The organism is Bradyrhizobium sp. MI1.11 (assembly GCF_055811255.1).
Window position 1 is genome coordinate 205,195 of the sequence record NZ_JBVVPM010000005.1, and the last position, 24,462, is coordinate 229,656.

Annotated in this window: 27 protein-coding genes; 19 read left to right on the forward strand and 8 right to left on the reverse strand. The window is 63.6% G+C overall.

The genetic code is table 11. The annotated features are described in order from the left end of the window. The first annotated feature begins 207 nt into the window (after positions 1–207). The 4 genes from AC0L30_RS07605 to AC0L30_RS07620 all read left to right on the forward strand — a co-directional run bounded on the left by AC0L30_RS07605 (position 208) and on the right by AC0L30_RS07620 (position 3,199). Positions 208–1,035, forward strand: a complete 828-nt coding sequence (locus AC0L30_RS07605; RefSeq protein ID WP_219682903.1) for a sterol desaturase family protein — start codon at positions 208–210, stop codon at positions 1,033–1,035. A 153-nt stretch (positions 1,036–1,188) separates the two neighbouring features. Continuing rightward, positions 1,189–1,686 (forward strand): pilus assembly protein N-terminal domain-containing protein, encoded by a 498-nt coding sequence (locus AC0L30_RS07610; RefSeq protein ID WP_007599785.1) that lies wholly within the window; start codon positions 1,189–1,191, stop codon positions 1,684–1,686. A gap of 287 nt (positions 1,687–1,973) precedes the next feature. Next, the gene (locus tag AC0L30_RS07615; RefSeq protein WP_007599786.1) at positions 1,974–2,546 is read left to right on the forward strand and encodes a TadE/TadG family type IV pilus assembly protein; all 573 of its coding nucleotides are present in this window, start codon (positions 1,974–1,976) and stop codon (positions 2,544–2,546) included. A 23-nt stretch (positions 2,547–2,569) separates the two neighbouring features. Further along, on the forward strand, positions 2,570–3,199 hold the full coding sequence (locus AC0L30_RS07620) for a TadE/TadG family type IV pilus assembly protein (protein WP_007599787.1): 630 nt from the start codon (positions 2,570–2,572) through the stop codon (positions 3,197–3,199). Between the two features lie 77 nt (positions 3,200–3,276). Here the strand turns inward: AC0L30_RS07620 and AC0L30_RS07625 are convergent, their stop codons facing one another. The 3 genes from AC0L30_RS07625 to AC0L30_RS07635 all read right to left on the reverse strand — a co-directional run bounded on the left by AC0L30_RS07625 (position 3,277) and on the right by AC0L30_RS07635 (position 5,647). Next, complete coding sequence (locus AC0L30_RS07625; protein WP_007599788.1) at positions 3,277–3,489, reverse strand: cold-shock protein; 213 nt, start codon at positions 3,487–3,489, stop codon at positions 3,277–3,279. A 266-nt stretch (positions 3,490–3,755) separates the two neighbouring features. Continuing rightward, complete coding sequence (gene infA / locus AC0L30_RS07630; RefSeq protein WP_007599789.1) at positions 3,756–4,043, reverse strand: translation initiation factor IF-1; 288 nt, start codon at positions 4,041–4,043, stop codon at positions 3,756–3,758. Positions 4,044–4,066: 23 nt separating this feature from the next. Beyond that, positions 4,067–5,647, reverse strand: a complete 1,581-nt coding sequence (locus AC0L30_RS07635) for a DEAD/DEAH box helicase (protein WP_051058446.1) — start codon at positions 5,645–5,647, stop codon at positions 4,067–4,069. A gap of 479 nt (positions 5,648–6,126) precedes the next feature. Between AC0L30_RS07635 and urtA the strand changes: the two genes are divergently transcribed. From urtA to AC0L30_RS07710, 15 genes are all read left to right on the forward strand, one after another. Next, positions 6,127–7,449, forward strand: a complete 1,323-nt coding sequence (urtA, locus tag AC0L30_RS07640) for an urea ABC transporter substrate-binding protein (RefSeq protein ID WP_007599797.1) — start codon at positions 6,127–6,129, stop codon at positions 7,447–7,449. Between the two features lie 84 nt (positions 7,450–7,533). Beyond that, a complete protein-coding gene (gene urtB / locus AC0L30_RS07645; protein ID WP_007599798.1) occupies positions 7,534–9,141 on the forward strand; it encodes an urea ABC transporter permease subunit UrtB in 1,608 nt (535 codons plus the stop codon). Beyond that, positions 9,138–10,316, forward strand: a complete 1,179-nt coding sequence (urtC, locus tag AC0L30_RS07650) for an urea ABC transporter permease subunit UrtC (RefSeq protein WP_007599799.1) — start codon at positions 9,138–9,140, stop codon at positions 10,314–10,316. The genes urtB and urtC overlap by 4 nt, the downstream gene beginning before the upstream one ends. Further along, entirely contained in the window at positions 10,313–11,074 is a 762-nt protein-coding gene (gene urtD / locus AC0L30_RS07655; RefSeq protein ID WP_007599801.1) for an urea ABC transporter ATP-binding protein UrtD, read from the forward strand. Before urtC ends, urtD begins: the two co-directional genes overlap by 4 nt. A 3-nt stretch (positions 11,075–11,077) precedes the next feature. Then, positions 11,078–11,773: an urea ABC transporter ATP-binding subunit UrtE gene (urtE, locus tag AC0L30_RS07660; RefSeq protein WP_007605420.1), complete on the forward strand. Its 696-nt coding sequence runs from the start codon at positions 11,078–11,080 to the stop codon at positions 11,771–11,773. A 31-nt stretch (positions 11,774–11,804) separates the two neighbouring features. Continuing rightward, entirely contained in the window at positions 11,805–12,635 is an 831-nt protein-coding gene (locus AC0L30_RS07665; RefSeq protein WP_007599808.1) for an urease accessory protein UreD, read from the forward strand. 24 nt (positions 12,636–12,659) lie between these two features. After that, complete coding sequence (locus AC0L30_RS07670; protein ID WP_007599811.1) at positions 12,660–12,962, forward strand: urease subunit gamma; 303 nt, start codon at positions 12,660–12,662, stop codon at positions 12,960–12,962. Positions 12,963–13,073: 111 nt separating this feature from the next. Continuing rightward, a complete protein-coding gene (locus tag AC0L30_RS07675; protein WP_007599812.1) occupies positions 13,074–13,379 on the forward strand; it encodes an urease subunit beta in 306 nt (101 codons plus the stop codon). A gap of 57 nt (positions 13,380–13,436) precedes the next feature. Then, positions 13,437–13,976 (forward strand): HD domain-containing protein, encoded by a 540-nt coding sequence (locus AC0L30_RS07680; protein ID WP_007599813.1) that lies wholly within the window; start codon positions 13,437–13,439, stop codon positions 13,974–13,976. A 37-nt stretch (positions 13,977–14,013) separates the two neighbouring features. After that, the gene (ureC, locus tag AC0L30_RS07685) at positions 14,014–15,729 is read left to right on the forward strand and encodes an urease subunit alpha (RefSeq protein WP_007599814.1); all 1,716 of its coding nucleotides are present in this window, start codon (positions 14,014–14,016) and stop codon (positions 15,727–15,729) included. Between the two features lie 142 nt (positions 15,730–15,871). Further along, the gene (locus AC0L30_RS07690; RefSeq protein ID WP_354200431.1) at positions 15,872–16,171 is read left to right on the forward strand and encodes a putative quinol monooxygenase; all 300 of its coding nucleotides are present in this window, start codon (positions 15,872–15,874) and stop codon (positions 16,169–16,171) included. 14 nt (positions 16,172–16,185) lie between these two features. Next, complete coding sequence (locus AC0L30_RS07695; RefSeq protein WP_473404102.1) at positions 16,186–16,803, forward strand: urease accessory protein UreE; 618 nt, start codon at positions 16,186–16,188, stop codon at positions 16,801–16,803. After that, positions 16,784–17,512 (forward strand): urease accessory protein UreF, encoded by a 729-nt coding sequence (locus tag AC0L30_RS07700; RefSeq protein WP_354200647.1) that lies wholly within the window; start codon positions 16,784–16,786, stop codon positions 17,510–17,512. Before AC0L30_RS07695 ends, AC0L30_RS07700 begins: the two co-directional genes overlap by 20 nt. Before the next feature lie 159 nt (positions 17,513–17,671). Continuing rightward, positions 17,672–18,295 carry an urease accessory protein UreG gene (gene ureG, locus AC0L30_RS07705; RefSeq protein WP_007599817.1) on the forward strand — a complete coding sequence of 208 codons (624 nt, stop codon included), beginning with the start codon at positions 17,672–17,674 and terminating at the stop codon, positions 18,293–18,295. A 297-nt stretch (positions 18,296–18,592) separates the two neighbouring features. Continuing rightward, positions 18,593–20,260: a CHASE domain-containing protein gene (locus AC0L30_RS07710; protein ID WP_219682899.1), complete on the forward strand. Its 1,668-nt coding sequence runs from the start codon at positions 18,593–18,595 to the stop codon at positions 20,258–20,260. Here the strand turns inward: AC0L30_RS07710 and AC0L30_RS07715 are convergent. The 5 genes from AC0L30_RS07715 to AC0L30_RS07735 form a co-directional block, all read right to left on the reverse strand. Beyond that, entirely contained in the window at positions 20,257–20,865 is a 609-nt protein-coding gene (locus tag AC0L30_RS07715; protein WP_198288318.1) for a TetR/AcrR family transcriptional regulator, read from the reverse strand. The genes AC0L30_RS07710 and AC0L30_RS07715 overlap by 4 nt on opposite strands. Positions 20,866–20,952: 87 nt before the next feature. Continuing rightward, the gene (locus AC0L30_RS07720; RefSeq protein WP_219682898.1) at positions 20,953–22,095 is read right to left on the reverse strand and encodes an OpgC domain-containing protein; all 1,143 of its coding nucleotides are present in this window, start codon (positions 22,093–22,095) and stop codon (positions 20,953–20,955) included. A 179-nt stretch (positions 22,096–22,274) separates the two neighbouring features. Then, entirely contained in the window at positions 22,275–22,730 is a 456-nt protein-coding gene (locus AC0L30_RS07725; protein ID WP_007599822.1) for a hypothetical protein, read from the reverse strand. 76 nt (positions 22,731–22,806) lie between these two features. Further along, positions 22,807–23,178: an ElaB/YgaM/YqjD family protein gene (locus tag AC0L30_RS07730; protein ID WP_007599824.1), complete on the reverse strand. Its 372-nt coding sequence runs from the start codon at positions 23,176–23,178 to the stop codon at positions 22,807–22,809. Positions 23,179–23,256: 78 nt separating this feature from the next. After that, a complete protein-coding gene (locus AC0L30_RS07735; protein ID WP_354200429.1) occupies positions 23,257–24,369 on the reverse strand; it encodes an AI-2E family transporter in 1,113 nt (370 codons plus the stop codon). Between the last annotated feature and the right edge of the window lie 93 nt (positions 24,370–24,462).

The window sequence follows — 24,462 nt, forward strand, 5'->3', positions numbered from 1 at the left end:
ATGACCATGAGATCCGAGCTCTTTCGGGAGAGTTAATTAGATCGGGCAAACGCGCTTGCCGCTGGCCAGAGTGAATTTCGCCTTAAGGCCGCCATCTGCAATTCGTTCCAGTTCCGAATGCGCAGCAAGCGCGGCACCGGCTTCACCGTCCCTTAAATTTAGGGGAGTACGCGTAGGTAGGACCAGCAATTCGCAAGAGAGGCGACGATGTCGAGCCTGCCCATGGAAATCGCCCTGATGCTCGGCGAGACCATCGCGAAGGTGATCCCCACGACCTTCGCGCTCGCGGTGGTCTTCACCGTGCTCGAGCATGTCTGGGCCTGCAATCCCGGCGCACCCTGGTGGCGCAAGCGGGAGATCGTCACGGACATCTGCTACTGGTTTGTCGTTCCGGTGTTCGCACGCGTCATGCGGATCGGCCTTCTGATCGTCGGTGCGAGCTTCGTCTTCAACATCCATGATGCCGACGAGCTCATCGCCTTCTACGACAATGGCCACGGCCCGCTGGCGCTATTGCCGCTCTGGGTCCAGGCCATGCTGTTCCTGGTGCTGTCCGATTTCATGCTGTACTGGCTGCACCGGCTGTTCCACGGCGGGGGGTTCTGGAAGTACCACGCGATCCATCACTCTTCGGAGGAGATCAGCTGGATTTCTGCGGCCCGCTTCCATCCAGTCAATCTCGTGCTTGGTACGATCGCGGTCGACGTCGTGCTGCTGATGGCCGGCATTTCGCCGAACGCCATGGTCTGGCTCGCCCCGTTCACGACCTTCCATTCGGCCTTCGTGCACGCCAACCTGAACTGGACCTTCGGGCCGTTCAAATATGTGCTGGCGACGCCGGTGTTCCACCGCTGGCACCACACCTCGCTAGCAGAGGGCGGCGACACCAATTTTGCCGGCACGTTCCCGATCTGGGATGTGCTGTTCGGCACTTTCCGCATGCCCGAGGGGCAACTGCCGCAGGATTACGGCAAGGATGAAGCCACCATGCCGAAGGAAATCGGAGGGCAGCTTGCCTATCCGTTCCGCCGCTAGGTTCTCGAGGGCCGCGAAACGCCAGTCCGTTCAAACAATAGTCGGCGAATTTGCGGAACGTTCACGAATTGAGGGCAGGTTAGCCGGGTCGGGCACCGGCTCGGCTGTTATGTGATTGCTTCTGCCGGTTTGTGACGTCCCGGGGGTAAGAGTATGCGTAAACAATTGCTGCGCCGTCGTGCGCGCGTCTGTCTTCTGGTTGCGGCCGCGGTGCTAGCATCGCCGGCTGTCGTCATTGCCGAGCCGACCGCAGATGCCATTGCCGTGAATGTCGACCAGGCCAAGCTGGTGCGGTTGCCCGGCAAGGTGGCGACCATCGTGGTCGGCAATCCCATGATCGCCGACGTCACGCTCCAGCCCGGTGGCATGATCGTCGTGACCGGAAAGGGCTATGGCGCCACCAATTTCATCGCGCTCGATCGGGGCGGCGAGATCCTGGTCGATCGCCAGATCCAGGTCGAAGGTCCGAGCGATCGGCTCGTCACCGTCTATCGCGGGATCGACCGCGAGTCCTACAGCTGCATGCCGATTTGCCAGCGTCGCGTGACGCTCGGCGACAGCGACACCTACTTCAACAACACGATGAGTCAGGCCGGTTCGTTGAGCAGCACGGCCAGCGGCAATGCCGGTGCGGGCGCCAAGACGAACTGACCAAGACGAACTGAGCAAGACTAACCAAGTAAGACCAACCAGCGAGTTTGATTGGCAGGTTTGCCGGGGCAAGGATCGTCCTCGCCCGACGCACGCGCGCGAGTTTCTCTCTCCGCGTCCTCGTCTCCATGCCCCGCCCCATGCCCTCGTCTCCGTGCCCTGGGTCGTTTGCGGTTAACCCGTCCTTAACGGCCCGGGCCGCCGGGTGCGGATCGCCTGAAACACTTAAACAATCAGTTTCCGCTATTGAACATGGCAGATGATTGCTGCTGCTGCTGGGGAATTTGATGCCTTCGCCTGCACCTACGAGATTCACACTCCTCGCCACGTTGCGCCGGTTTCGCGGCAGCCGCCGCGGCTCCGCAGCCGTCGAGTTCGCGCTCGTCGCGCCGATGTTTTTCGCATTGCTGTTCGCCATCATCGAGTCGGCGCTGATGTTCTTGGCGAGCCAGGTGCTCGAGAGTGCCGCGCAGAATTCTGCACGCGTGTTGCTGACCGGGCAGGCGCAAACCGGCACGCTAACAGCCTGCGCGGTGTCCGGCGTGAGCACACCCTGCTCGCAAACGACGTTCAAGGCTTACGTCTGCAACCAGATCCCGGCGCTGTTTGATTGCACCAAGCTCTACGTCGACGTCGTGAGTACAAGCTCGTTCGGAGCGCTAAGCCTCACCAACTATGGCGATTCCTGCAGCTTCAATCCAACTGGCGTGCAGTACAGTGCCGGGGCCGCCAACCAGGTCGTCGTGGTGCGGCTGTTCTATCAGTGGCCGCTCTTCGTCACGGGCCTTGGCTTCAACATGGGCTGCAGCAACAAGCGGCTGCTGATTGCGACTGCGGCCTTCAAGAATGAACCCTTCTGAGACAGATGGATCCGAGCCCACCGATGCAGGCGATTGCAAATATCTGGAAAAATGCCAGTAGTTCCGTCCGCGACTTCGTCGCCGACAGGCGCGCGATCGCGGCGACCGAATTCGCGGTCATCGTGCCGCTGATGCTGGTGATGTTCTTCGGTACCGTCGAATTTTCATCGGCCGTGGCGATCGATCGCAAAGTTACGATGATTGCACGGACGCTGTCCGACTTGACGTCGCAGTCGATCGCGACCAACGGTCCGGCCATGCAGGACACGTTCACGGCAAGCATATCGATGATCATGCCGTATGACGCTACGCTCGTGAACGGTACGGTTGCCCAGATCTATATCGACTCAAGCAAAGTCGCCACGATTAAATGGAGCAAGTCCGCCACCATTGCGAACGGCGCGACGCAGGCCACGGTGACGGACGCGCCTCCGTCTCTGGCGCCTGATACCACGGTCACCTCGATGATTCCGCCGACGCTCTTGATCGCGAAGACCTACCTCATTTACAGTGAGGCGAGTTACCTCTACACGCCTTCCGTCAAATTCGTCCTGAAGTCGGGCATCACGCTGAGCGATGTCTCCTACACGCGGCCGCGCCAGGTCACCTGCGTTCCTTACGACGGTGTACCGTCGCCGTGCCCCCTAAACTAGAAAAAAGGCCGGGCATCGCGCCCGGCCTTTTCTTTTGATTTGTTCGCTCGAGCCGATCGGGGCCGTAAGCGGTAGGCTCAACCGGCGGAACGAAGGTTGTCCGCTGCCGACTTACCGGAACGGCGGTCGGCCACGATCTCGTAGGAGATCTTCTGACCTTCGCGCAGCGTGCCGAGGCCCGCACGTTCCACAGCGCTGATGTGGACGAACACGTCCTGGCCGCCATCGTCGGGCTGGATGAAGCCGAAGCCTTTGGTCGCGTTAAACCACTTCACGGTTCCCATGCTCATGGGGGTAGTCCCTTCTCAGATAACACAATGTCAGAGCCCGCTTGCGCGGACAGGTTAGATCGAATTTTTGGAAGGGTCGTCAGCGTGTCTGAACCGGCTGTACCGGTGGATGCTAATGTCGTCCGGCCGAAAATCGATTAGTTCATTTTATTGGAAACAGAGCTCCAAAACAATGCTGACGTGCACGATTTTTTGATCCGCCGTGATGGTCACGGCGGATCAGCATGCAGGTCGGAATCTTAGGTTCGCGCTCGCGCGCCGAGCCCCTAGCGGCGGCGGAACTGGCCGCCGCGCTGTCCGGGACGCGGAGGTCCGCCCATCCCGCTCGGACGTTCGTCCTTGTGGCGGAAAATCAGCCGGCCCTTTTCGAGGTCATAGGGCGACATCTCCACCGTCACGCGGTCGCCCGCCAGAGTCTTGATGCGGTTCTTCTTCATCTTGCCGGCGGTGTAGGCGACGATCTCGTGTCCGGCGTCGAGCTGCACGCGGTAGCGCGCGTCGGGGAGGATTTCGGTGACCAGTCCTTCGAACTGGATCAGCTCTTCCTTAGCCATGAATTTCTCCAGGTCGTGGACGGCTAGTGCGAATGGGGTTTGCGGTTCGGTTGGCCGTTCGGCCGACTCTCGCGGCGCAAAAAGGCAACGCCTTGTATCCCATCAGACGCCCCGGCGCTATGCGCGGAACGCTGTTCCGGACGGCCGTTTGGCGAAGAATGCGCCTTGCCTCCGGTGTGGTCGCGACGAGGAGTCTTCGAAGCCTTCGGGCCACTGCCGGGCCGTGCGTCAGCACGCCTGGCGTCGCCATGACGTCCCTCGCCGGGCCTTCCGTCGCCCTGCTTGGCGGCACTGTGGTGACGACCGTCAGCATGCCTTTCGTCGGCACGCCGCCCGTCGCCATGCCGTGCGCCGTGCGGACGCTGGCCTGGGCGGCTGGGCCGGCCCTGACGTTGCTGGGACGGGGGAGGACCCGCATCGCGGCGGCCCGCGTCGGTGCGGTGGTCTTCGCGCGGCAGCGTCACTTTGATCAACCGCTCGATGTCGCGGAGATAGGCAAGTTCCTCGCCGCCCGCGACCAGCGAGATCGCGGTGCCCTCGGCGCCGGCGCGCGCGGTGCGGCCGATGCGGTGCACGTAAGTCTCGGGCACGTTGGGGAGGTCGAAATTGATGACGTGGGTGATGCCGTCGACGTCGATGCCGCGAGCGGCGATATCGGTGGCGACTAGCGTGCGGATTTCACCGGTGCGGAACTGGGCTAGCGTCCGTTCGCGATGGTTCTGCGACTTGTTACCGTGGATGGCGCTGGCGGGGATTCCCGCCTTCTCGAGTGTCTTTACGACCTTGTCGGCGCCGTGCTTGGTGCGCGTGAAGACCAGGGCTCGGTTGACCGGCTCGTCCTTCAGCAGCTTGGCCAGTAAGGCCGGCTTCGCGGAGAAGTCGACCTGGATGATGCGCTGCTGGATGCGCTCCACGGTCGAGGAGACCGGGGTCACCGCGACGCGGGCGGGGTCGCGCAGCATGGCGTCGGCCAACTCGGCGATGTCCTTCGGCATGGTGGCCGAGAAGAACAGCGTCTGCCGCTTGATCGGCAGCTTGGCGACGATTTTGCGGATGTCGTTGATGAAGCCCATGTCAAGCATGCGGTCGGCCTCGTCGAGCACGAGGAATTCGACGCTTCCAAGCTTCAGTCCGTTGCTCTGCACGAGATCGAGCAAACGGCCGGGGGTGGCGACCAGCACCTCGACGCCCTGCATCAGCGAGCGGACCTGACGGCCCATCGGCACGCCGCCGATGGCGAGTGTCGAGGACAAACGGATGTGGCGGCCATAGGCGTTGAAGCTGTCAAGGATCTGGCCGGACAGCTCGCGCGTCGGCGACAGCACCAGGACGCGGGTCGTCTTCGGCTGCGGCTTGATGCGATTCTCGAGCAGGCGGTGCAGGATCGGCAGCGCGAAGGACGCGGTCTTGCCGGTTCCGGTCTGGGCGATGCCGACGACGTCGCGGCCGGTCAGCGCGGTCGGAATCGTCTGGGCCTGGATCGGGGTGGGGGTGACGTAGTTCTCTTCGGTGAGAGCACGAGCGATGGGTTCGGCGAGGCCGAAATCCTGAAACGAAGTCAAAAGATGGGTTCTTTCCATGTCAAAAGCGGGCGCCCGGCGCATTCGGCGCGGCGCGCGCAAAAGGGTGTCGAGAGGGACACCTGCGTGTTTGGGGTGTCGGATGGCTTGATGGGATGGGGCAAGCCAGACGCCCGTAAGGGCTTAAGAACACGCGGCTCGCAACGGTCTCTGATTCGCAAGAGACCTTGCCCTCCATATGGAACATTGAGGCGGCGCTTTCAAGGCAGGCTCACCCCAAATGGCGATCGCGGTGCAGAAATAGTTGTGCCGGAAATTTAGCCAGAGTGGCAAATTTGCTCAAAAAATAGCCCGTCTGCCACATTCGCATACATTCGATTTGCTCAGTGTTTAGGCGGCGCGGTCATGGCGAGGCTTTGTTTTCCGTCCATTTTAGCAGCAAAGCCAATGGCTTAGTTGGTGTCTAATCCATGGCACGGTTCTTGCGAATCCGTTAATCGCAGGCGGCCGTTGGGGCCGTTTCGCAGCGTTTTTCACGTCTGCGTCAGGGAGATGAGACACTCATGCATAGCAAATCCACTCACGATATAGCGGCGCCATTTAGCCGCCGTGGCGTTCTCGCCGCGACCGCCGGACTGATGCTTGGTCTGGCTTCCATTTCTGGTGCGAAAGCCGCGGACGACACCATCAAGGTCGGCGTGCTTCACTCCCTCTCCGGCACCATGGCCATCAGCGAAACCACGCTGAAGGACACCATCCTCTTCCTGATCGACGAGCAGAACAAGAAGGGCGGCGTCAACGGCAAGAAGCTCGAAGCCGTCGTCGTCGATCCCGCTTCGAACTGGCCGCTGTTCGCCGAGAAGGCGCGCGAGCTGATCACCAAGGACAAGGTCTCGGTGGTGTTCGGCTGCTGGACCTCCGTGTCGCGCAAGTCGGTGCTCCCGGTGTTCAAGGAGCTGAACAGCATCCTGTTCTACCCCGTGCAGTACGAGGGCGAGGAGAGCGAGCGCAACGTGTTCTACACCGGCGCCGCGCCGAACCAGCAGGCGATCCCCGCCGTCGACTATCTGATGAAGGACGAGAAGGTGAAGCGCTGGGTGCTCGCGGGCACCGACTACGTCTATCCCCGCACCACCAACAAGATCCTGGAAGCCTATCTGAAGTCCAAGGGTGTCGCCCAGGAAGACATCATGATCAACTACACGCCGTTCGGTCATTCCGACTGGCAGACGATCGTGGCCGACATCAAGAAGTTCGGCTCGGCCGGCAAGAAGACCGCGGTGGTCTCGACCATCAACGGCGACGCCAACGTTCCCTTCTACAAGGAGCTCGGCAACCAGGGCATCAAGGCGAAGGACATCCCGGTCGTCGCGTTCTCGGTGGGTGAGGAAGAACTCGCCGGCATCGACACCAAGCCGCTGCTCGGCCATCTCGCCGCCTGGAACTACTTCCAGTCGATCAAATCGCCGGAGAACGAGAAGTTCATCAAGGCGTGGCAGACCTACACCAAGAACCCGAAGCGCGTGACCAACGATCCGATGGAAGCGCACGTGATCGGCTTCGACATGTGGGTCAAGGCGGTCGAGAAGGTGAAGTCGACCGATCCGGACAAGGTGATCGATGCGCTCCCGGGCATCGAAGCCAAGAACCTGACCGGCGGCACCTCCAAGATGCTCCCGAACCATCACATCACCAAGCCGGTGTTCATTGGCGAAATCAAAGCCAACGGCCAGTTCGACGTGGTGTGGAAGACCCCGGGTCTTGTCGCAGGCGACGCCTGGTCGAAGGAGCTCGATGGCTCCAAGGACCTGGTCGGCGACTGGGTCGGCAAGAAGTGCGGCAACTTCAACACCAAGACCAACAAGTGCCTCGGTTCGGGCTCCTGATCCGGATCTGACGCTCCATTGCACGATCGGAGAAGGCGGCGATCCCGCCGCCTTCTCCACCCTTTTCTGCCGGGGTCTTTCACAGTGCCAGCCAATTTGTCCGCCCGCCTCTGTTCGCTCCTGCTCTCGTTGTTCCTGATCGCGTTCGCACTGCCGGCCTTGGCCGGCCCGTTCGAGGATGCGGTCGCCAAATTCGCCAACGACGATTATTCCGACACGGAAGAGGCGATCGGCGTGGTCGCGGGCAGCGGCAACAAGCTGGCTTTCCCCATCATCAGCGCGCTTCAGGACGGCCGACTCATGGCCGACCCGGATAGCAAGAAGGTTTACGTCACCGGCACCGACGGCAAGTCGATCGATGCCGCGACCGGCCTGGCTGTGGCGAGCGTGCCCGACAGTGCAAGCGCGGTCCGCCTCAACAACCGCTTGCGCCGCAGCGTCGATGCCGCGATCGGCAGCCTGACGCTGCAGTCACCGGACATCGGAGCGCGGCTGCAGGCCGCGCAATCCGTCTTCAAGTCGCATGAGGAGACGTCGCTCGAAGCCGTCGATGGCGCGCTCGCCAAGGAAACCAACCGATCCGTCAAAGCTGCGCTGGGCGACGCCCGCGCGGCGATCCTGTTGTTCAAGCCTGATGCCACCGAGGTCGAGAAGCTCGAAGCCGTTGCCACCATCAAGGCGCGCGGCGACCAGGAGGCGATGGCGCTGCTTACCGGCATGGGCGACCAGCCGGCCTCGGTGACCAAGGCTGCCGCGAGCGCAATCGGCTCGATCCAGAGTTCGCTCGCGGTCTGGTCGATGGTGCAGAATGCCTGGTACGGCCTCTCGCTGGGTTCGGTGCTGCTGCTTGCTGCAATCGGGCTTGCCATCACGTTCGGCGTGATGGGCGTCATCAACATGGCCCATGGCGAGATGGTGATGATCGGGGCCTACACCACCTTCGTGGTGCAGGAGGTGATCCGCACCCGCTATCCCGGCCTGTTCGACTATTCGCTGCTGATCGCGGTGCCGCTCGCCTTCCTGGTGGCGGGCGCGCTCGGCGTCGTGATCGAGCGCAGCATCATCCGCTTTCTCTATGGCCGTCCCCTGGAGACGCTGCTGGCGACGTGGGGCTTGTCGCTGGTGCTGCAGCAGGCGGTGCGCACCATGTTCGGCCCGACCAACCGCGAGGTCGGCAACCCCTCCTGGATGAGCGGCGCGTTCGAGCTCGGCCAGATCACGATTACCTATAACCGGCTCTGGATCCTTGTCTTCACGCTCGCGGTGTTCGTCATTCTGCTCGCGATGCTGCGCTACACGGCGCTAGGGCTTGAGATGCGCGCGGTGACGCAGAACCGCCGCATGGCGGCCTCGATGGGCATCGCGACCTCGCGCGTCGATGCGCTGACCTTCGGCCTCGGCTCGGGCATTGCCGGCATCGCCGGCGTGGCGCTGTCGCAGATCGACAATGTCAGCCCCAATCTCGGCCAGAGCTACATCATCGACAGCTTCATGGTCGTCGTGTTCGGAGGCGTCGGCAATCTCTGGGGCACGCTGGTCGGCGCCTTCACGCTCGGCATCGCCAACAAATTCCTGGAGCCGGTCGCCGGCGCCGTGCTCGGCAAGATCGCCATCCTCGTTCTCATCATCCTGTTCATTCAAAAGCGGCCGCGCGGCCTGTTCGCGCTCAAGGGCCGTGCGGTGGAAGCATGACCCCTCACATGCTGACGCGATCGCTGGACCGCGGCGCGACGATCTTCCTTGCGGTCGTCGTGGCCTGCGGCATCCTGATCCCGCTCTCCAACCTGCTGCTGCCCGCAGGTTCGTTCCTGCAAGTGCCGACCTATCTCGTCGCGCTCTGGGGCAAATATGTCTGCTACGCCATCCTGGCGCTCTCGATCGACCTGATCTGGGGCTATTGCGGCATCCTCTCGCTCGGCCACGGTGCCTTCTTCGCGCTCGGTGGCTACGCGATGGGCATGTACCTGATGCGGCAGATCGGCAGCCGCGGCGTCTACGGCAACCCGATCCTGCCTGACTTCATGGTGTTCCTGAACTATTCGAAGCTGCCCTGGTACTGGTACGGCTTCGACATGTTCTGGTTTGCCGCGCTGATGGTGCTGATCGTGCCGGGCCTGCTCGCCTTCTGCTTCGGCTGGCTCGCCTTCCGCTCCCGCGTCACGGGCGTGTATCTGTCGATCATCACCCAGGCGATGACCTATGCGCTGCTGCTGGCCTTCTTCCGCAACGATTTCGGCTTCGGCGGCAACAACGGCATGACCGACTTCAAGGACATTTTGGGCTTCAACGTGCAGGCAGAAGGCACCCGTGCTGCGCTGTTCGCGCTGAGCTGCCTGGCGCTGATCGCCGGCTTCCTGATCTGCCGCGCCATCGTCTCGTCCAAGCTCGGCAAGGTGCTGATCGCGGTGCGCGATGCCGAATCGCGCACGCGCTTCCTCGGCTACCGCGTCGAATCCTACAAGCTGTTCGTGTTCACGGTGTCGGCCTGCATGGCAGGCGTCGCCGGCGCGCTCTATGTGCCGCAGGTCGGCATCATCAACCCGAGCGAATTCGCGCCCGGCAATTCGATCGAGGCGGTGATCTGGGTTGCGGTCGGCGGCCGCGGTACGCTGGTCGGCGCTGCGCTCGGTGCCGTCGTCGTCAATTACGCAAAGACGTTCTTCACCTCCGGCATGCTCGCGCCGTACTGGCTGTTCATGCTGGGTGCGATGTTCATTCTGGTGACGCTGCTGCTGCCCAAGGGCATCGTCGGCACTTTCAACGCCTGGTGGGACTCGTCGAAGGAAAGGCGCGACGCCGCGACCATTGCGAGCGCCGCGGCCGAAGATGGCGTCGCCGAACCCAAAATGGCGGAGGAGGCGCAATGAACGTCATGGACACCCGCGCGACCTCCGCAATGCTGTATCTCGACGGCGTGCACGTCTCGTTCGACGGCTTCCACGCCATTAACAACCTCTCGCTGACGCTCGAGCCCGGCGAGATGCGCGCCATCATCGGCCCGAACGGCGCCGGTAAGACCACGATGATGGACATCATCACCGGCAAGACCAAGCCCGACGAAGGCACCGTGCTGTTCGACGGCGTCACGGACCTGACGCGGCTTGACGAGACCCGCATCGCCGAGCTCGGCATCGGCCGCAAATTCCAGAAGCCGACCGTGTTCGAGAGCCAGACCGTGCAGGACAATTTGCTGCTCGCGCTCAATGTCGACCACAGCGTCAAGGCTACGCTGTTCTGGCGCGGCAGCCGGGCGGAATCCGAGCAGATCGACAAGGTGCTGGAAACGATCCGCCTTACCGAGGCCCGCAACCGTCTCGCCGGCAGCCTCAGCCACGGCCAGAAGCAGTGGCTTGAGATCGGCATGCTGCTCGCCCAGGATCCAAAACTGCTTCTCGTCGACGAGCCCGTCGCTGGCATGACCGACGTCGAGACGCATCTCACCGCCGAGCTGCTCAAGGAAATCAACAAGACCCACACCGTGATGGTGGTCGAGCACGACATGACGTTCGTGCGCGAACTCGGCGTCAAGGTCACTTGCCTGCACGAAGGTACCGTGCTCGCCGAAGGCACCATCGACCAGGTCTCGTCCAACGAGCGGGTCATCGAAGTCTATCTGGGGCGGTGAGCGATGCTTGAGGTCAAGGACATCAACCTGTTCTACGGCGCGGCGCAGGCGCTGCGCGGCGTGTCGATCGCGGCCGAGCCCGGCAAGGTCACCTGCGTGCTCGGGCGCAATGGCGTCGGCAAGACCTCGCTCTTGCGTGCCATGGTCGGGCAGTACCCGATCTCCTCGGGCGCGATCGTGCTCGACGGCAGCGATATCACGGGCCTCAAGCCCTATGAGCGTGCGCGCAAGGGCATCGGCTTCGTGCCGCAGGGGCGCGAGATATTCCCGCTTCTGACGGTCGAGGAGAATCTCAAGACCGGCTTCGGCCCGCTCAGGCGCGAGGACAAGCACATTCCGGACGACGTGTATTCGCTGTTCCCGGTGCTGCAATCCATGCTCGGCCGGCGCGGCGGCGATCTCTCCGGCGGCCAGCAGCAACAGCTCGCGATCGGGCGTGCGCTGGTGATGCGGCCAAAGCTGCTGCTGCTCGACGAGCCGACGGAGGGCATCCAGCCCTCGATCATCAAGGATATCGGCCGCGCCATCTCGTACCTGCGCAATCTCGGCAACATCGCCATCGTGCTGGTCGAACAATATCTCGACTTTGCCTGCGAACTCGGCGACAGTTTTGCGGTGATGGATCGCGGCGCGGTGAAGTTCACCTGCGATCGCTCCAATCTCGACGCGAGCGAAATCAGCCGCCAGATGGCGCTGTAGGCCATTCTGCCGCGACCGGCTGGGGAGGCGGATGCGCAGCGACGTTTTAGCGACATCTTCGGTGTTCGACGCCAACCGTGCCCGCGGAGCGGTGCGCTTCGACGTCCACGCGCGCGACGGTGTGACACGTCGCGGGATCTTGCATGAGTCCGGCTCCCTGCGCGTGCGCTTCCCTTCGCCGGAGGACGAGGGGCTCTCCGGCGTGTTCGTCAACACGGCCGGCGGCGTCGCCGGCGGCGATCGCTTCGACATCGAAATCGCGGCCGCAGATGGTGCGAAGCTGACGCTGACGACGGCGGCCGCGGAAAAGGTCTATCGCGCGCCAGGGCAGGCGGCGGAGCTCAATATAGCGCTGAAGGTTGCCGCAGGCGCACATCTCGGCTGGCTGCCGCAGGAGACGATCCTGTTCGACCGGGCGCGCGTGCGCCGTCGCTTCGACATAGACCTCGATGCGACTGCCTCGCTCCTGCTGTGCGAGATCGTGGTGTTCGGCCGTACCGCGATGGGTGAGCGGATGGAGCAGGGCGAGTTCGTCGACCGCTGGCGACTGCGTCGCGGCGGCAAGCTAGTGTTCGCCGAGACCGTCAGGCTCGACGGCAATATCGGCGCAAAGCTTGCGCGATCGGCGGTGGCGAAGGGCGGCGCTGCGATCGGGACGGCGCTGATCGTGCCCGGCGACGAGGCCCTGATCGAGCGTCTCCGCGAGGCCTCGGAATCCTTCGCCGGTGAGGTCGGGATGTCCGCCTGGAATGGCTTTGCAATGGCGCGGTTCTGTGCCCAAGATGCGGCGCGCCTGCGTGGCGACATGATGGCCGTATTGGCGCGCACCGGTGCGGCGCTGCCGCGGCTCTGGCTGAATTGACGAAGTGAACGGAAGAGATTTCGTATGAACCTGTCTCCGCGCGAAAAGGACAAGCTTCTGATCTCGATGGCGGCGATCGTGGCCCGCCGCCGGCTGGATCGCGGCGTCAAGCTCAACCATCCGGAGGCGATCGCGCTCATCTCCGATTTCATCCTCGAAGGCGCGCGGGATGGCCGCACCGTCGCCGAGCTGATGCAAGCGGGTGCGCAGGTCCTCACGCGCGACCAGGTGATGCCGGGCATTCCCGAGATGATCCACGACATCCAGGTCGAGGCGACCTTTCCGGACGGCACTAAGCTCGTCACCGTGCACGAGCCGATCAGGTAGTTTTGAATTCGTCATTCCGGGGCGCCTGAAGGGCGAACCCGGAATCCAGAGATTGTTGATCGAGATTCCGGGTTCTCGCTGCGCGGGCCCCCGAATGACGAGGAGGATAGAATGATTCCCGGCGAACTCTTCATCCAGGACGGCGAGATCGAGCTCAATGCCGGCCGCAAGACCGTGACGCTGACGGTCGCCAACACCGGTGACCGCCCGATCCAGGTCGGCTCGCACTACCATTTCTTCGAGACCAACCCGGCGCTGAAGTTCGACCGCAAGAAAGCCCGCGGCATGCGCCTCGACATCGCCGCCGGCACCGCCGTTCGCTTCGAGCCCGGCCAGACCCGCGACGTTCAGCTCGTCGCGGTGGCCGGCAAGAAGACCATCTACGGCTTCCGCGGCGACGTGATGGGGAAGCTGTGAAATCCACAGGAACGAGCGTGGCGCGGCATGGTTGAGGCGAAAACGGAGGACTTTGCCATGCTGTCACCTGTCCGCCTCGTCTCCGAAGCCGCCGAGCTCGCCGCGCGCCGTCACAACGGCATGGCGCGCAAGGGCCGTGGTCATGAGCCCTACATCAACCACCTCGCCGAGGTCGCGAACCTGCTTGCCACCGCGACCGACGGCGCCGACGCCGAACTCGTTGCCGCAGGCTGGCTGCACGATGCGATCGAGGACACCGACACCACGCGCGAGGAGCTCGCGCAAAAATTCTCCGACCGTGTCGCGTCGCTTGTCGAGGAATGCACCGACGATATGAGCCTGCCTAAGCCGGAGCGGCGGCGGCGTCAGGTGCTCGACGCACCGAAGAAATCGGCTGGCGCCAGGCTGATCAAGATCGCCGACAAGATCAGCAATATCGGCGCGCGCGTGCATTCCGATCCGACGGCCGAGGAACGTGACGATCTCGTCGACTACACCGACTGGGCCGAGCAGGTTGTCGCCGGTTGCCGCGGCGGCAACTCTTGGCTCGATACGACATTCGACGATACGGTGCTCACAGCGAGGACCTCGCTGTGAGCACCGGTCCAAAATTCAAAGGCAAACGGGGCTTGTGATGTCCGTCAAAATAAAGCGTTCGGTCTATGCCGACATGTTCGGCCCGACCACCGGTGACAAGGTGCGGCTGGCCGACACCGACCTCATCATCGAGGTCGAGAAGGATTTCACCACCTACGGCGAGGAGGTGAAGTTCGGCGGCGGCAAGGTGATCCGCGACGGCATGGGTCAGTCGCAGGTCACCAACAAGCAGGGCGCGGCGGACACCGTCATCACCAATGCGCTGATCGTCGATCACTGGGGCATCGTGAAGGCCGACGTCGCGATCAAGGACGGCATGATCGCCGGCATCGGCAAGGCCGGCAATCCCGACATTCAGCCAGGTGTCACCATCATCATCGGCCCCGGCACCGACGTGATCGCGGGTGAAGGCAAGATCCTCACCGCCGGCGGCTTCGACAGCCACATCCACTTCATCTGCCCGCAGCAGATCGAGCATGCGCTGATGTCGGGCGTCACCTCGATGCTGGGGGGCGGCACCGGCCCCTCGCATGGCACGTTCGCCACGACCTGCACGCCGGGGCCGTGGCACATGGGGCGGATGATCCAGTCGTTCGACGCCTTCCCGGTCAATCTCGGCATCTCTGGCAAGGGCAACGCCTCGCGGCCCGCCGCGCTGGTCGAGATGATCAAGGCCGGGGCCTGTGCGCTGAAGCTGCACGAGGACTGGGGCACGACGCCGGCCGCGATCGACACCTGCCTGTCGGTCGCCGACGACTACGACATCCAGGTGATGATCCACACCGACACGCTCAACGAATCCGGCTTCGTCGAGGATACCATCAAAGCCTTCAAGGGCCGCACCATCCACGCCTTCCACACCGAGGGCGCCGGCGGCGGTCATGCCCCCGATATCATCAAGGTCGCGGGGCTCAAGAACGTGCTGCCGTCCTCGACCAACCCGACGCGGCCCTTCACGCGCAACACCATCGACGAGCATCTGGACATGCTGATGGTGTGCCACCACCTCGATCCCTCGATCGCGGAAGATCTGGCGTTCGCGGAAAGCCGCATCCGCAAGGAGACCATCGCGGCCGAGGACATCCTGCACGATCTCGGCGCGCTCTCGATGATCTCGTCGGACTCCCAGGCCATGGGCCGCCTCGGCGAGGTCATCATCCGGACCTGGCAGACCGCCGACAAGATGAAGAAGCAGCGCGGCTCGCTGCCGCAGGATAAGGGCAAGGACAACGACAATTTCCGCGTCAAGCGCTACATCGCCAAATACACGATCAATCCCGCGATCGCCCATGGCGTTTCGAAGCTGATCGGCTCGGTGGAGAAGGGGAAGCTCGCCGATCTCGTGCTGTGGTCGCCGGCCTTCTTCGGCGTCAAGCCCGATTGCGTCGTCAAGGGCGGCATGATCGTCGCCGCTCCCATGGGCGATCCCAACGCCTCGATCCCGACCCCGCAGCCGGTGCATTATCAGCCGATGTTCGGCGCCTTCGGCAAGGCGATAACCGCATCCTCAGTGGTGTTCACCTCGAAGGCCGCGATCACCGGCGGCCTCGCGCGTAAGCTCGGCATCGACAAGAAGCTCTATGCGGTCCAGAACACCCGCGGCAGGATCTCGAAGAAGAGCATGATTCACAACGACGCCACGCCCAATATCGAAGTCGATCCGGAGACCTATGAGGTCCGCGCCGACGGCGAGCTTTTGACCTGCGCCCCCGCCGAGGTGCTGCCGATGGCGCAGCGATATTTCATGTACTGAAATAGCGCCTCAACGCATGTCTCAGGAACATGTCCTGGTCGCATATCCGGGGGCAGCTTTTCCGGGTTTTGCGTTCGATCCCGCCTGGTCTAAGGTCCCGCCGGGTATCTGAAGCCCAGAAGAAAAGCCGGGAGGATTTCTCGTGATCTACGTCGTCGCCACCTTGACCATCAAGCCTGAAACGCGCGCCGAATTCATTGCAGCTGCCACCGTCTGCATCAAGGAGACGCGGAAAGAGCCCGGCAATATCGCCTATGATCTGCATGAGAGCGTCACCGATCCCGCCAAGATGGTGTTCGTCGAGCAGTGGGAGAATGCCGAAGCACTGGTGCCGCATCGCGCCATGGAGCACATGAAGACGTTCGGCCGCGTCGCGGTGAAGTGTTTTACGGCGCCGCCGAAGATCGAAGTGATCACGCCCGAGAAGGTCGAGACACGGTAACGGGGTAAAAGCGCATGATCCGGGCGACGCAGGTCAGGGGACAACACCGCTTCGCGGAAGCGCCGGCGGATACGGTCGTGCTCGATTTCGACGATCGACACCGCCGCCGGATGGCGATGACGGGAACGCGGGGGCTCGAGTTCCTGCTCGACCTGGAGAATGCCGTCGCCCTGCGCGGCGGCGATGCACTGGTGTTGGAGGACGGCCGACTGGTCGAGGTGGTCGCCGCGCCCGAGCCGTTGCTCGAGATTCGCGGCCACGATCCGCACCACCTTATTCGCGTCGGCTGGCATCTCGGCAATCGCCATCTGCCGACGCAGATCATGGCCAAGGGCCTGCGCATCCGCCGCGACCACGTCATCGAAGCCATGGTGAAGGGCCTCGGTGCGCGCGTGATCGAGATCGAGGCGCCGTTCGATCCCGAGGGCGGCGCCTATGCCGATGCCGGTCATGCGCATGGACACGACGACCACGCGCATCACGATCATGGCCACGATGATCATCATGATCACCATCATGATCACCATCATGATCATGCCGCACATGGCGACGGTCACGATCACCAGCACGACGAGCACTGCGATCACCCCGATCATCACCACGGCCACAAGCATGCTCATAACCACAAATGAGCCGGTCGCGGCCCGCGACCTCGCGGAGCGCGAGGCGGCGGCGCTGTACCGGCTGATGACCTGGCTGTCGCCCGCGTTTCCCGTCGGCGGCTTTTCCTACTCCAGCGGCATCGAATGGGCGGTCGAGGCCGGCGACATCACCGACGTCGCGTCGCTGGCGGACTGGCTCGACGCGATGCTTCGCGATGGCTCGGGCTTCTGCGATGCGATTTTTCTGGTCCACGCCTATCGCGCCACTGAAGCGGGCGAGGGCGACACCTTGAGCGATATCGCCGAGCTCGCCGCGGCCTTCGTGCCGTCGCGCGAGCGGCAACTGGAGACGACATCGCAGGGCCGTGCCTTCATCGACATGGCCCGCGCAGCGTGGGATGCCGACGGGCTGGATGCCATGGTTGCGGCATGCCGCACGCCACTGGTCTATCCCGTTGCCGTTGGCGTGGTCGCCGCGATGCACGGCGTGCCGCTGGCACCGACGCTGCACGCCTTCCTGCATGCGTTGGTCTCGAACTGGATTTCCGCGGCCAGCCGGCTCATCCCGCTCGGCCAGACCGACAGCCAGCGCGTGCTGGTGAAGCTGGAAGCCGCGGTTGCCACGACGGCACATCGTGCGCTGAATGCGACGTTGGACGATGTCGGCGGCGCGACGTTTCGCGCCGACCTCGCCAGCCTGCGGCACGAGACGCAATATACGCGGCTGTTTCGGTCATGAGCAGGGTGAGTTGCTCTCCGCCGTCGTCCTGGCGAAAGCCAGGACCCATAACCACGAGTGCGCGTGGCTATGCACAGATGCGGCTCCAGCGTGCCGTGACAATCGGGTTCAGTGGTAATGGGTCCTGGCTTTCGCCAGGACGACGATAGGAAAGACTCAATGCCTACATCTCACGGTCCCTTGCGCGTCGGCATCGGCGGTCCGGTCGGATCGGGCAAGACCGCGCTGATGGACCTGCTCTGCAAGACCATGCGCGAGCGCTACGACATCGCGGCGATCACCAACGACATCTACACCAAATGGGATGCGGAATTTCTCGTGCGCTCGGGTTCGCTGACGCCGGATCGCATTGCCGGGGTCGAGACCGGCGGCTGTCCGCACACCGCGATCCGCGAGGACGCCTCGATGAATCTCGCCGCGGTGGCGGATATGCGCGCCAAGTTTCCCGGGCTCGATCTCGTGCTGATCGAATCCGGCGGCGATAACCTCGCTGCCACCTTTTCCCCCGAGCTCGCCGATCTCACCATTTACGTCATCGACGTGGCGGCCGGCGACAAGATCCCGTCCAAGGGCGGCCCCGGCATCACCCGGTCCGACCTCCTTGTCATCAACAAGATCGACCTGGCGCCCCATGTCGGCGCCTCCCTGGAAAAGATGGAGACGGACGCCAGGCGCATGCGCGGCGAGCGGCCGTTCGTCATGACCAACCTGAAGAAGAGCCAGGGGCTGGACCGCATCATCGGCTTCATTGAGGCCAAAGGCGGCTTGAAACGGGCCGGCTGACCGGCGCGACCACCTAACGCAGGCGTTTCCCCCCGTTAACGCCATGGGCAGAGCCGTGTCCACGGAACAAATTTCGGTCACGGCAATTGATTACCTCCGGTGCCCGGAGCAAATCCGTCCCGGCCGGACCAGCGGCGGGCCGATTTAAGCTTCTCAGGCGACCAAGTTGCGTACCGATGTCTCCTCCTTCATTATCCCGGCCATTGGGGTCCACCCTGTTTCGGCACGTGCCCGTTCGAGCGGCGTCCATATGCTCCGTGTTTATTGCCGACCTCCTGCTTTCGCCTGAGTAGTCGCGTGGTCCGGCTGGGTTTCATCATCGGCTTTATTGCTCTTCTCGGAGCCCTGCTCTCCGGGCTTGCGGCCTATCGCGTCCACGACCAGGAGCTGGCGCTGGACCGGATCGCGCTGGCGCGCGCGATCGACGTCCATGCGAGCCTCGTCCAGGACCGGCTCACCGAGCGCGAACTGCTCGCGCGGGTTGCCTCCGGCCTGTTCCGGGCGCCGTCGGTGCTCAAGCCAAACATGCTCGAGCCGCTGCGCTCGGCCATCTACGCCTTCAAGACCGATTTCGTGGTGGCGGGCTGGGTCGCCCGCCTGAAGCCGAACGAACTTGCCGCAGCACAGGCCGCCATCGCGAGCGCCGGCTTCCCCAATCCGCGAATCCGCACCTATGACGACAAGCCGATCGATCCCGCAGGTGTCACCCAGCCGATCGACGTGCTGATGGATCTCGAGCCGCGCAGCAACGAGACCAAGGGGCTGCCCGGCCGCAGCTACGACCAGGATCAGGTGCGCAGCGCCATGCTGGCGCGCGCCAGAGTGGAGAAGAGATCGGTTGCCTCAGAACCGGTTGCCCTCCTGCGCAGCGGCGGGCCGATCGGCATCATTGTGGCCGCTCCCGTCATCCCCGAGGGCGCGACGGAGCCGGCGGGCTTCATCACATTTTCCTACGAGCTCTCTTCCCTGATGCTGACCAACGACGACATGTCGTTGTTCGCGGTCGCACTGAAGGATCCGCGCCGGGAGGGGGGCGAACTCGTCGCCAACGATCAAGGCGTGGTCTCGGCCCGAACGACAGCGGCTGAGGGGCCGGCGCCGTCGGCGACGCGCACGGTGAGCTTCGGTGGTCGCGACTGGCAGCTCGGCTATTACGCCAAGACCAATTCGGCGCGCCGCGCCGAGCAGACTGCGATCATCGTGGCGGCGATCGGCTTTGCGATCACCGCGATGGTGTGCGGCCTGTTCGGCTATGTCGCCTACAACAATTTGCGGCTCAGCCGGGAAATCCAGGTCAGAATCGGCTTCGAGCGCCGGTTGACTGCTGTCATCGACGAGCTCAACCACCGGGTCAAAAACATCCTGGCAGTGATCCAGTCGATCGTGACCCGCACGCTGCGCCATGGCTCGGACATCGATGTCGCGCGCGAGCTCCTGATCGGCCGCATCCACGCCATGTCCAACGTCGTCTCACTGCTCAGCGAGAGCCAGTGGCAGGGGGTCAAGCTGAAGGGCCTGTTCGAGGCGCGCGCCATCCCGCATGCCGACCGAATCGCCGTCACCGGTCCTGATATCGCAGTCAGCGCGCGTGCAGCGCAGAGCCTGTCGCTGCTGTTCTTCGAGCTCGCCTCGCACTCCGACGAGGGCCTGTCGCTGGTCGGCAAGCATCCGCACATCACGGCCAATTGGACGGTGACGAACGAGGGGGCCGGCGAGGTCTTCTATTTCCGCTGGGAGGAGTTCAACACCAGCGAAGCGACGCGCCGCCCCGATTCCGATTTCGGCCTGATCCTGCTGGACCGCGTCGCGCCCGAGGCGCTCGGCGGCACCGCCAAGCGCTATTTCACCGACGTCTCCTATGTCTACGAGCTGACCGCGCCGATGGAGACGGTCGAGGACATGACCGAGCGCGACCGCACCGACAAGCTGTCAGCACCGATCCGGCCGGCGCGGAAAACGCCCTAACTCTTCGGGCGCAGCACGAGGTCAACCAGAGTCCGCGCGTAGGCCGGCGTGATCGGCGCGATGCCGAAGACGTAGCGGTAGAACAGGCTGCCATAAATCGCGTCGTAGAGATCCTGGGGCGGCGCTTCCGCCAGAATGCTGCCGTCGTTCTGGCCTGCGGCGATCATCTCGATCAGTGCGTCGCGGCGGAATTGCAGGTAGCGGGCGTAGAACAGCTCCGCCGAGCCGGTCTTGGAGATGCATTCGGAGATGACGGCGAGCTGGACCTTGCCGAACTCGCCCTGGAGCGCTTCGGCGTAGGCCGCGGCATGGCGGCGTGCGCGCGCGGCGGGGCTGCCCGAGCTTGCAGGCGGCAGCGGTAGCATCTGCGCGGCATGGTGAAGGAAGGCGTCGATCAGCAAGGCTTCGCGGGACGGCCACCATTTGTAGATCGTCATCTTGGAGACGCTGGAGTGGCGCGCGATTGCGTCGATGGTGGTGGCGGCAAGGCCGGTGGTGGCCATCAGCGCATAGGCGCTTTGGAGAATGGCGTTGGTGGTCTCGATCGACCTCGGCCGGCCGCGCCGGGGCGCGCTGTCGGCTCCCTCACTCCCGCCATTCGCCATCACCACGCCGGCCTCCTCGCGCAATCCGCTGCCGCTCCGCATAGCCCAGCCGTGACGGCCGGCCTAGCGGAATCGGAAGGTGTCGAGTTAGGTCTGCTGCCGCAAGGCCGCGGGCAGGTCCTGCCGCTTCGACCAGCCGATGTAATATGCGACCGCGGCCATCGCCGCGAAGCCGGCCAGACTCACGGCGATCTGCATCACCACCAGATTGGCGCCGGTGATCAGGACGAGATGGCCGGCGAGGGACAGGAACACGCCGACGCAGAACACCGCGAGCCATTCCTCGCCGCATCTGATGACCGCCCGTAACGGTCTCCATTGCAGGGCGGGATGATCGGCCGGGACGAGATATGTCGCGAGGAAAGCGAGTGCGAGGAAGTGGACCACGCGATAGGGTGCGAGGTTTTCCTTGTCGGTCGGCGTGATATTGTCGAGCACGATGTTCGGCAAGTAGGCGGCAAGCGCGGGCGAGTGGCGCATCAGCGTGATCGCCATTGCGAATACGAGATAGGCGCCCGCAAGCACGCGCAGCCAGGACAGGCCATGCAGCGCGCGGCCCGACGCACCGGTCACGGCGAACCAGCCGCCCAGCACCATCAGCATCTGCCAGCAGAACGGGTTGAAGGTCCAATCCTGGTCCGGATAGACCCGGAAATTCCAGTCGAACCAGCGCGCCGCAACGTACAGCGCGACCGATGCCGCAAGCATCAGGTTCGGACGCCGCAACAGGCCCCACAGCGCGAACGGAAAGAAGGCCATCAGCGGGATCATAAGCTGTAACAGGTCGAGATTCAGCGGCTCCTCCTGGAGCACGAGGCCACGCACCAGGATGCGCAGCGGGTGCTCGAGAATTCCCGATATGTTGTATTCGTGGATGATCTCGGGCGCCTTCGATTGCGAGGCGACGTAGGCGATGGTGTCGATATAGATCACGAACAGCACGACATAAGCGGCATACAGCCGCCAGACGCGGCGAAAGATGCGCGTCGCCGCGACGACGTAGCCGCGCTCCAGTGCTATCCTGCCGTGAATGATCGCGACGCCATAGCCCACCACGAACACGAACAAGTCTGCGGCGCCGCTGAAGCCGAAGTTGCGCAGCGTCAGCAAATTGACGACGTTGTTCGGGATGTGGTCGACGAAAACCGACCAGTTGGCGATGCCGAGCGTCAAATAGAGACGAGGGTCGTGATGGAATGCGGCGAGGTTCGCCTGGACGGACGGTTTCATCGAAAAAAATGGCTTTTTGGAATCAGGGGCGCTGCTTTTACCGGCAACCGCCTGCCTATCCGAGTAGCGTTTGCGTGATGGCGCAGGCAACGGCGCAAAATCGGCGCGGGGCCACTGGTGCCGATTCGATAGATGCGTATACGGGACCTGGGACGAAACTTTCTAAGGCGTGCTAGCTGCTACTCGGCAGGTTCGGCCGAGGCCTCGTCGGGTACGCCGGCGCGGCTCGCCATGATTCCGAGGGCGACACCGCCGATCGCCAGGATCGGCAACAGCCGCTTGATCCCGATGGCGCGAACGATCTGGAGTCCGGTGGCGAGCAGCATGGGGTCCGCGAGCATGCTCGAGGCCGCCGACTTCGTGGCGCGCTCGGCCGCGATATAAGCTTGCTTGCGCAGCTGCCGCTTGTAGACCCAATAGCTCACCGCCGCGGTCAGGGTCAGGAGAAAGAAAACGCCTGCACCGGCAAGGCAGGCCTGCACCGGACCATATTTCTCGAGCACCGAGATGAACGCCGCTGCGCACAGGAAGCAGGTGGTGATGAAGAGCGCGAACGCCGCGCCTGCCGCCAACGAGGTCAGCCGCACAGCGCTGCCGGTGGATGCGCTGATCCCGTCGATGATGCGCTGAAACATGGTCTTGCTCCTCAGATCCCCACAAGCCGGCGCCGGCGGCGCCGCTGCGCCACCGTCTCGATACCCATTCGCGACCTCAGCGGCGCCAGGCCGCGCCGATCAGAAAGCCGATGCCGAGCGCGAGCCCGACGGTCGCGAGCGGCCGCTGGCTGATCGCGTCCTCCAGCGTCTCCTCGATCGAGCCGTAGGCCTCCTGTGCCGCGCCCATCATCGCGCTGCCGCGCTCCGACATGTCGTCGATCGCGGAATCCACGTTTTCGCGCGCTTGGCGATAGCCGCGGCGGGCCTGCTTGCCGGAGGAGTTGGCAAAAGTATTGAGCGCGTCGGTGATCTGATCGGTGAGGGCGGCGATATCGCTTTTCACGGCTGCTACATCCTTCTCGAGGCGTTCTCGGGTGGCTTTGTCGGTCCAGTCTCTCATCCCGGCTTCGGCATTGGTGGTGGACATCGGGGGCTCCGAGCTGTTGACGGTTGAGACAGCCGGGAAACGTTTCGTCGTCGGGTAAGTTCCGTTCACGGAAACCGGTCAGTCCTGCGGGAGCTGCGGCGAATCCTGCGGCGACAGATGCTCCTTCAGGATCAGGGCGACGATCAGCAGCGGCGACGACAGGAACGCGCCCATCGGGCCCCACAGCCAGGTCCAGAACGCCAGCGCCAGCAGCACCGCGAGCGCATTGAGCGCCAGCCGCCGGCCAATGATGGTCGGCGTGACGAAATGTCCCTCCAGGAAGGTGATGCCGCCAAAGGCGAGCGCCGCCATCAGGCCGCCGCTGACGGTTGGGAAGGTGACCAGTCCCACCACGACCAGAATGGCGAACATGGCCACCGGTCCGATGATCGGAATGAAATTGAGGGTGGCCGCGAGCGCGCCGAGGCCAGCCGGATTGGGCATTCCGGTGAGCGCGCAGACGATGCCGGCGGCGACGCCGACGCCGACATTGATGAGAGTCACGGTCAAGAGATAGTTGCCGAGATGGACCTCGATCTCGTTGAGGATGCGAAGCGTGCGCAGCCGTGCCTCATGATCGCTGAAGGTCATGATCATCGCCCGTCGCAGGTCCCGCCAGCTGGCGATGAACAGGATCAGCGTGACGAAGAACAGCAGGAATTCGGTAAAGGTCGGTGACAGGAATTCGATCGTCGGCTGCACCCAATCGAATTTCGGCATCTGGAAGCTCGGCAATCCCTCCGAGCCGCCGAGCATCGTCTGCAGCTCTCGCCACAGCGCCAGCGGCCGGTCGAACACGTGGACCTTGTCTTTCAGCTGGGTGCCGAGTTCGGGCAGGCGCGAGCTCCATTCCATCGCCGGCGAGGCGATCAGCGCGACGATGAAGCCGACCACGGCGGTCACCGCGAACACGATCAAGACGGCGGCAAGCCCGCGCGGCACTTTCCGGTTCTCCAGAAAGGTCGCTGCCGGCGAGAGCATCGTGCCGGTGACGAACGCCATCACGACAGGCAGGAAGAACGCCTTACCGACATAGAGTACCGCGACGATTGCGATGAGGAGCAGCCCGGCGAGCGAGAAGGCGACGAGCTCTGTGCGGCGGATCACCGGGGGGAGTTCGCCGTGGCTCTCGGGAAGCGGAGTGCCTTCGCCGTTGCCGGGAATCATACGTTCACTGGGAAGGACGCGCACAATACCTCTCCGGCACGGAGTCTTCGGTCCTCGCGCCTATGATCAGGGAGAACGTCCAAGCGCCCTGCGGGTTCCATCGCGGCTTCGTGAAGA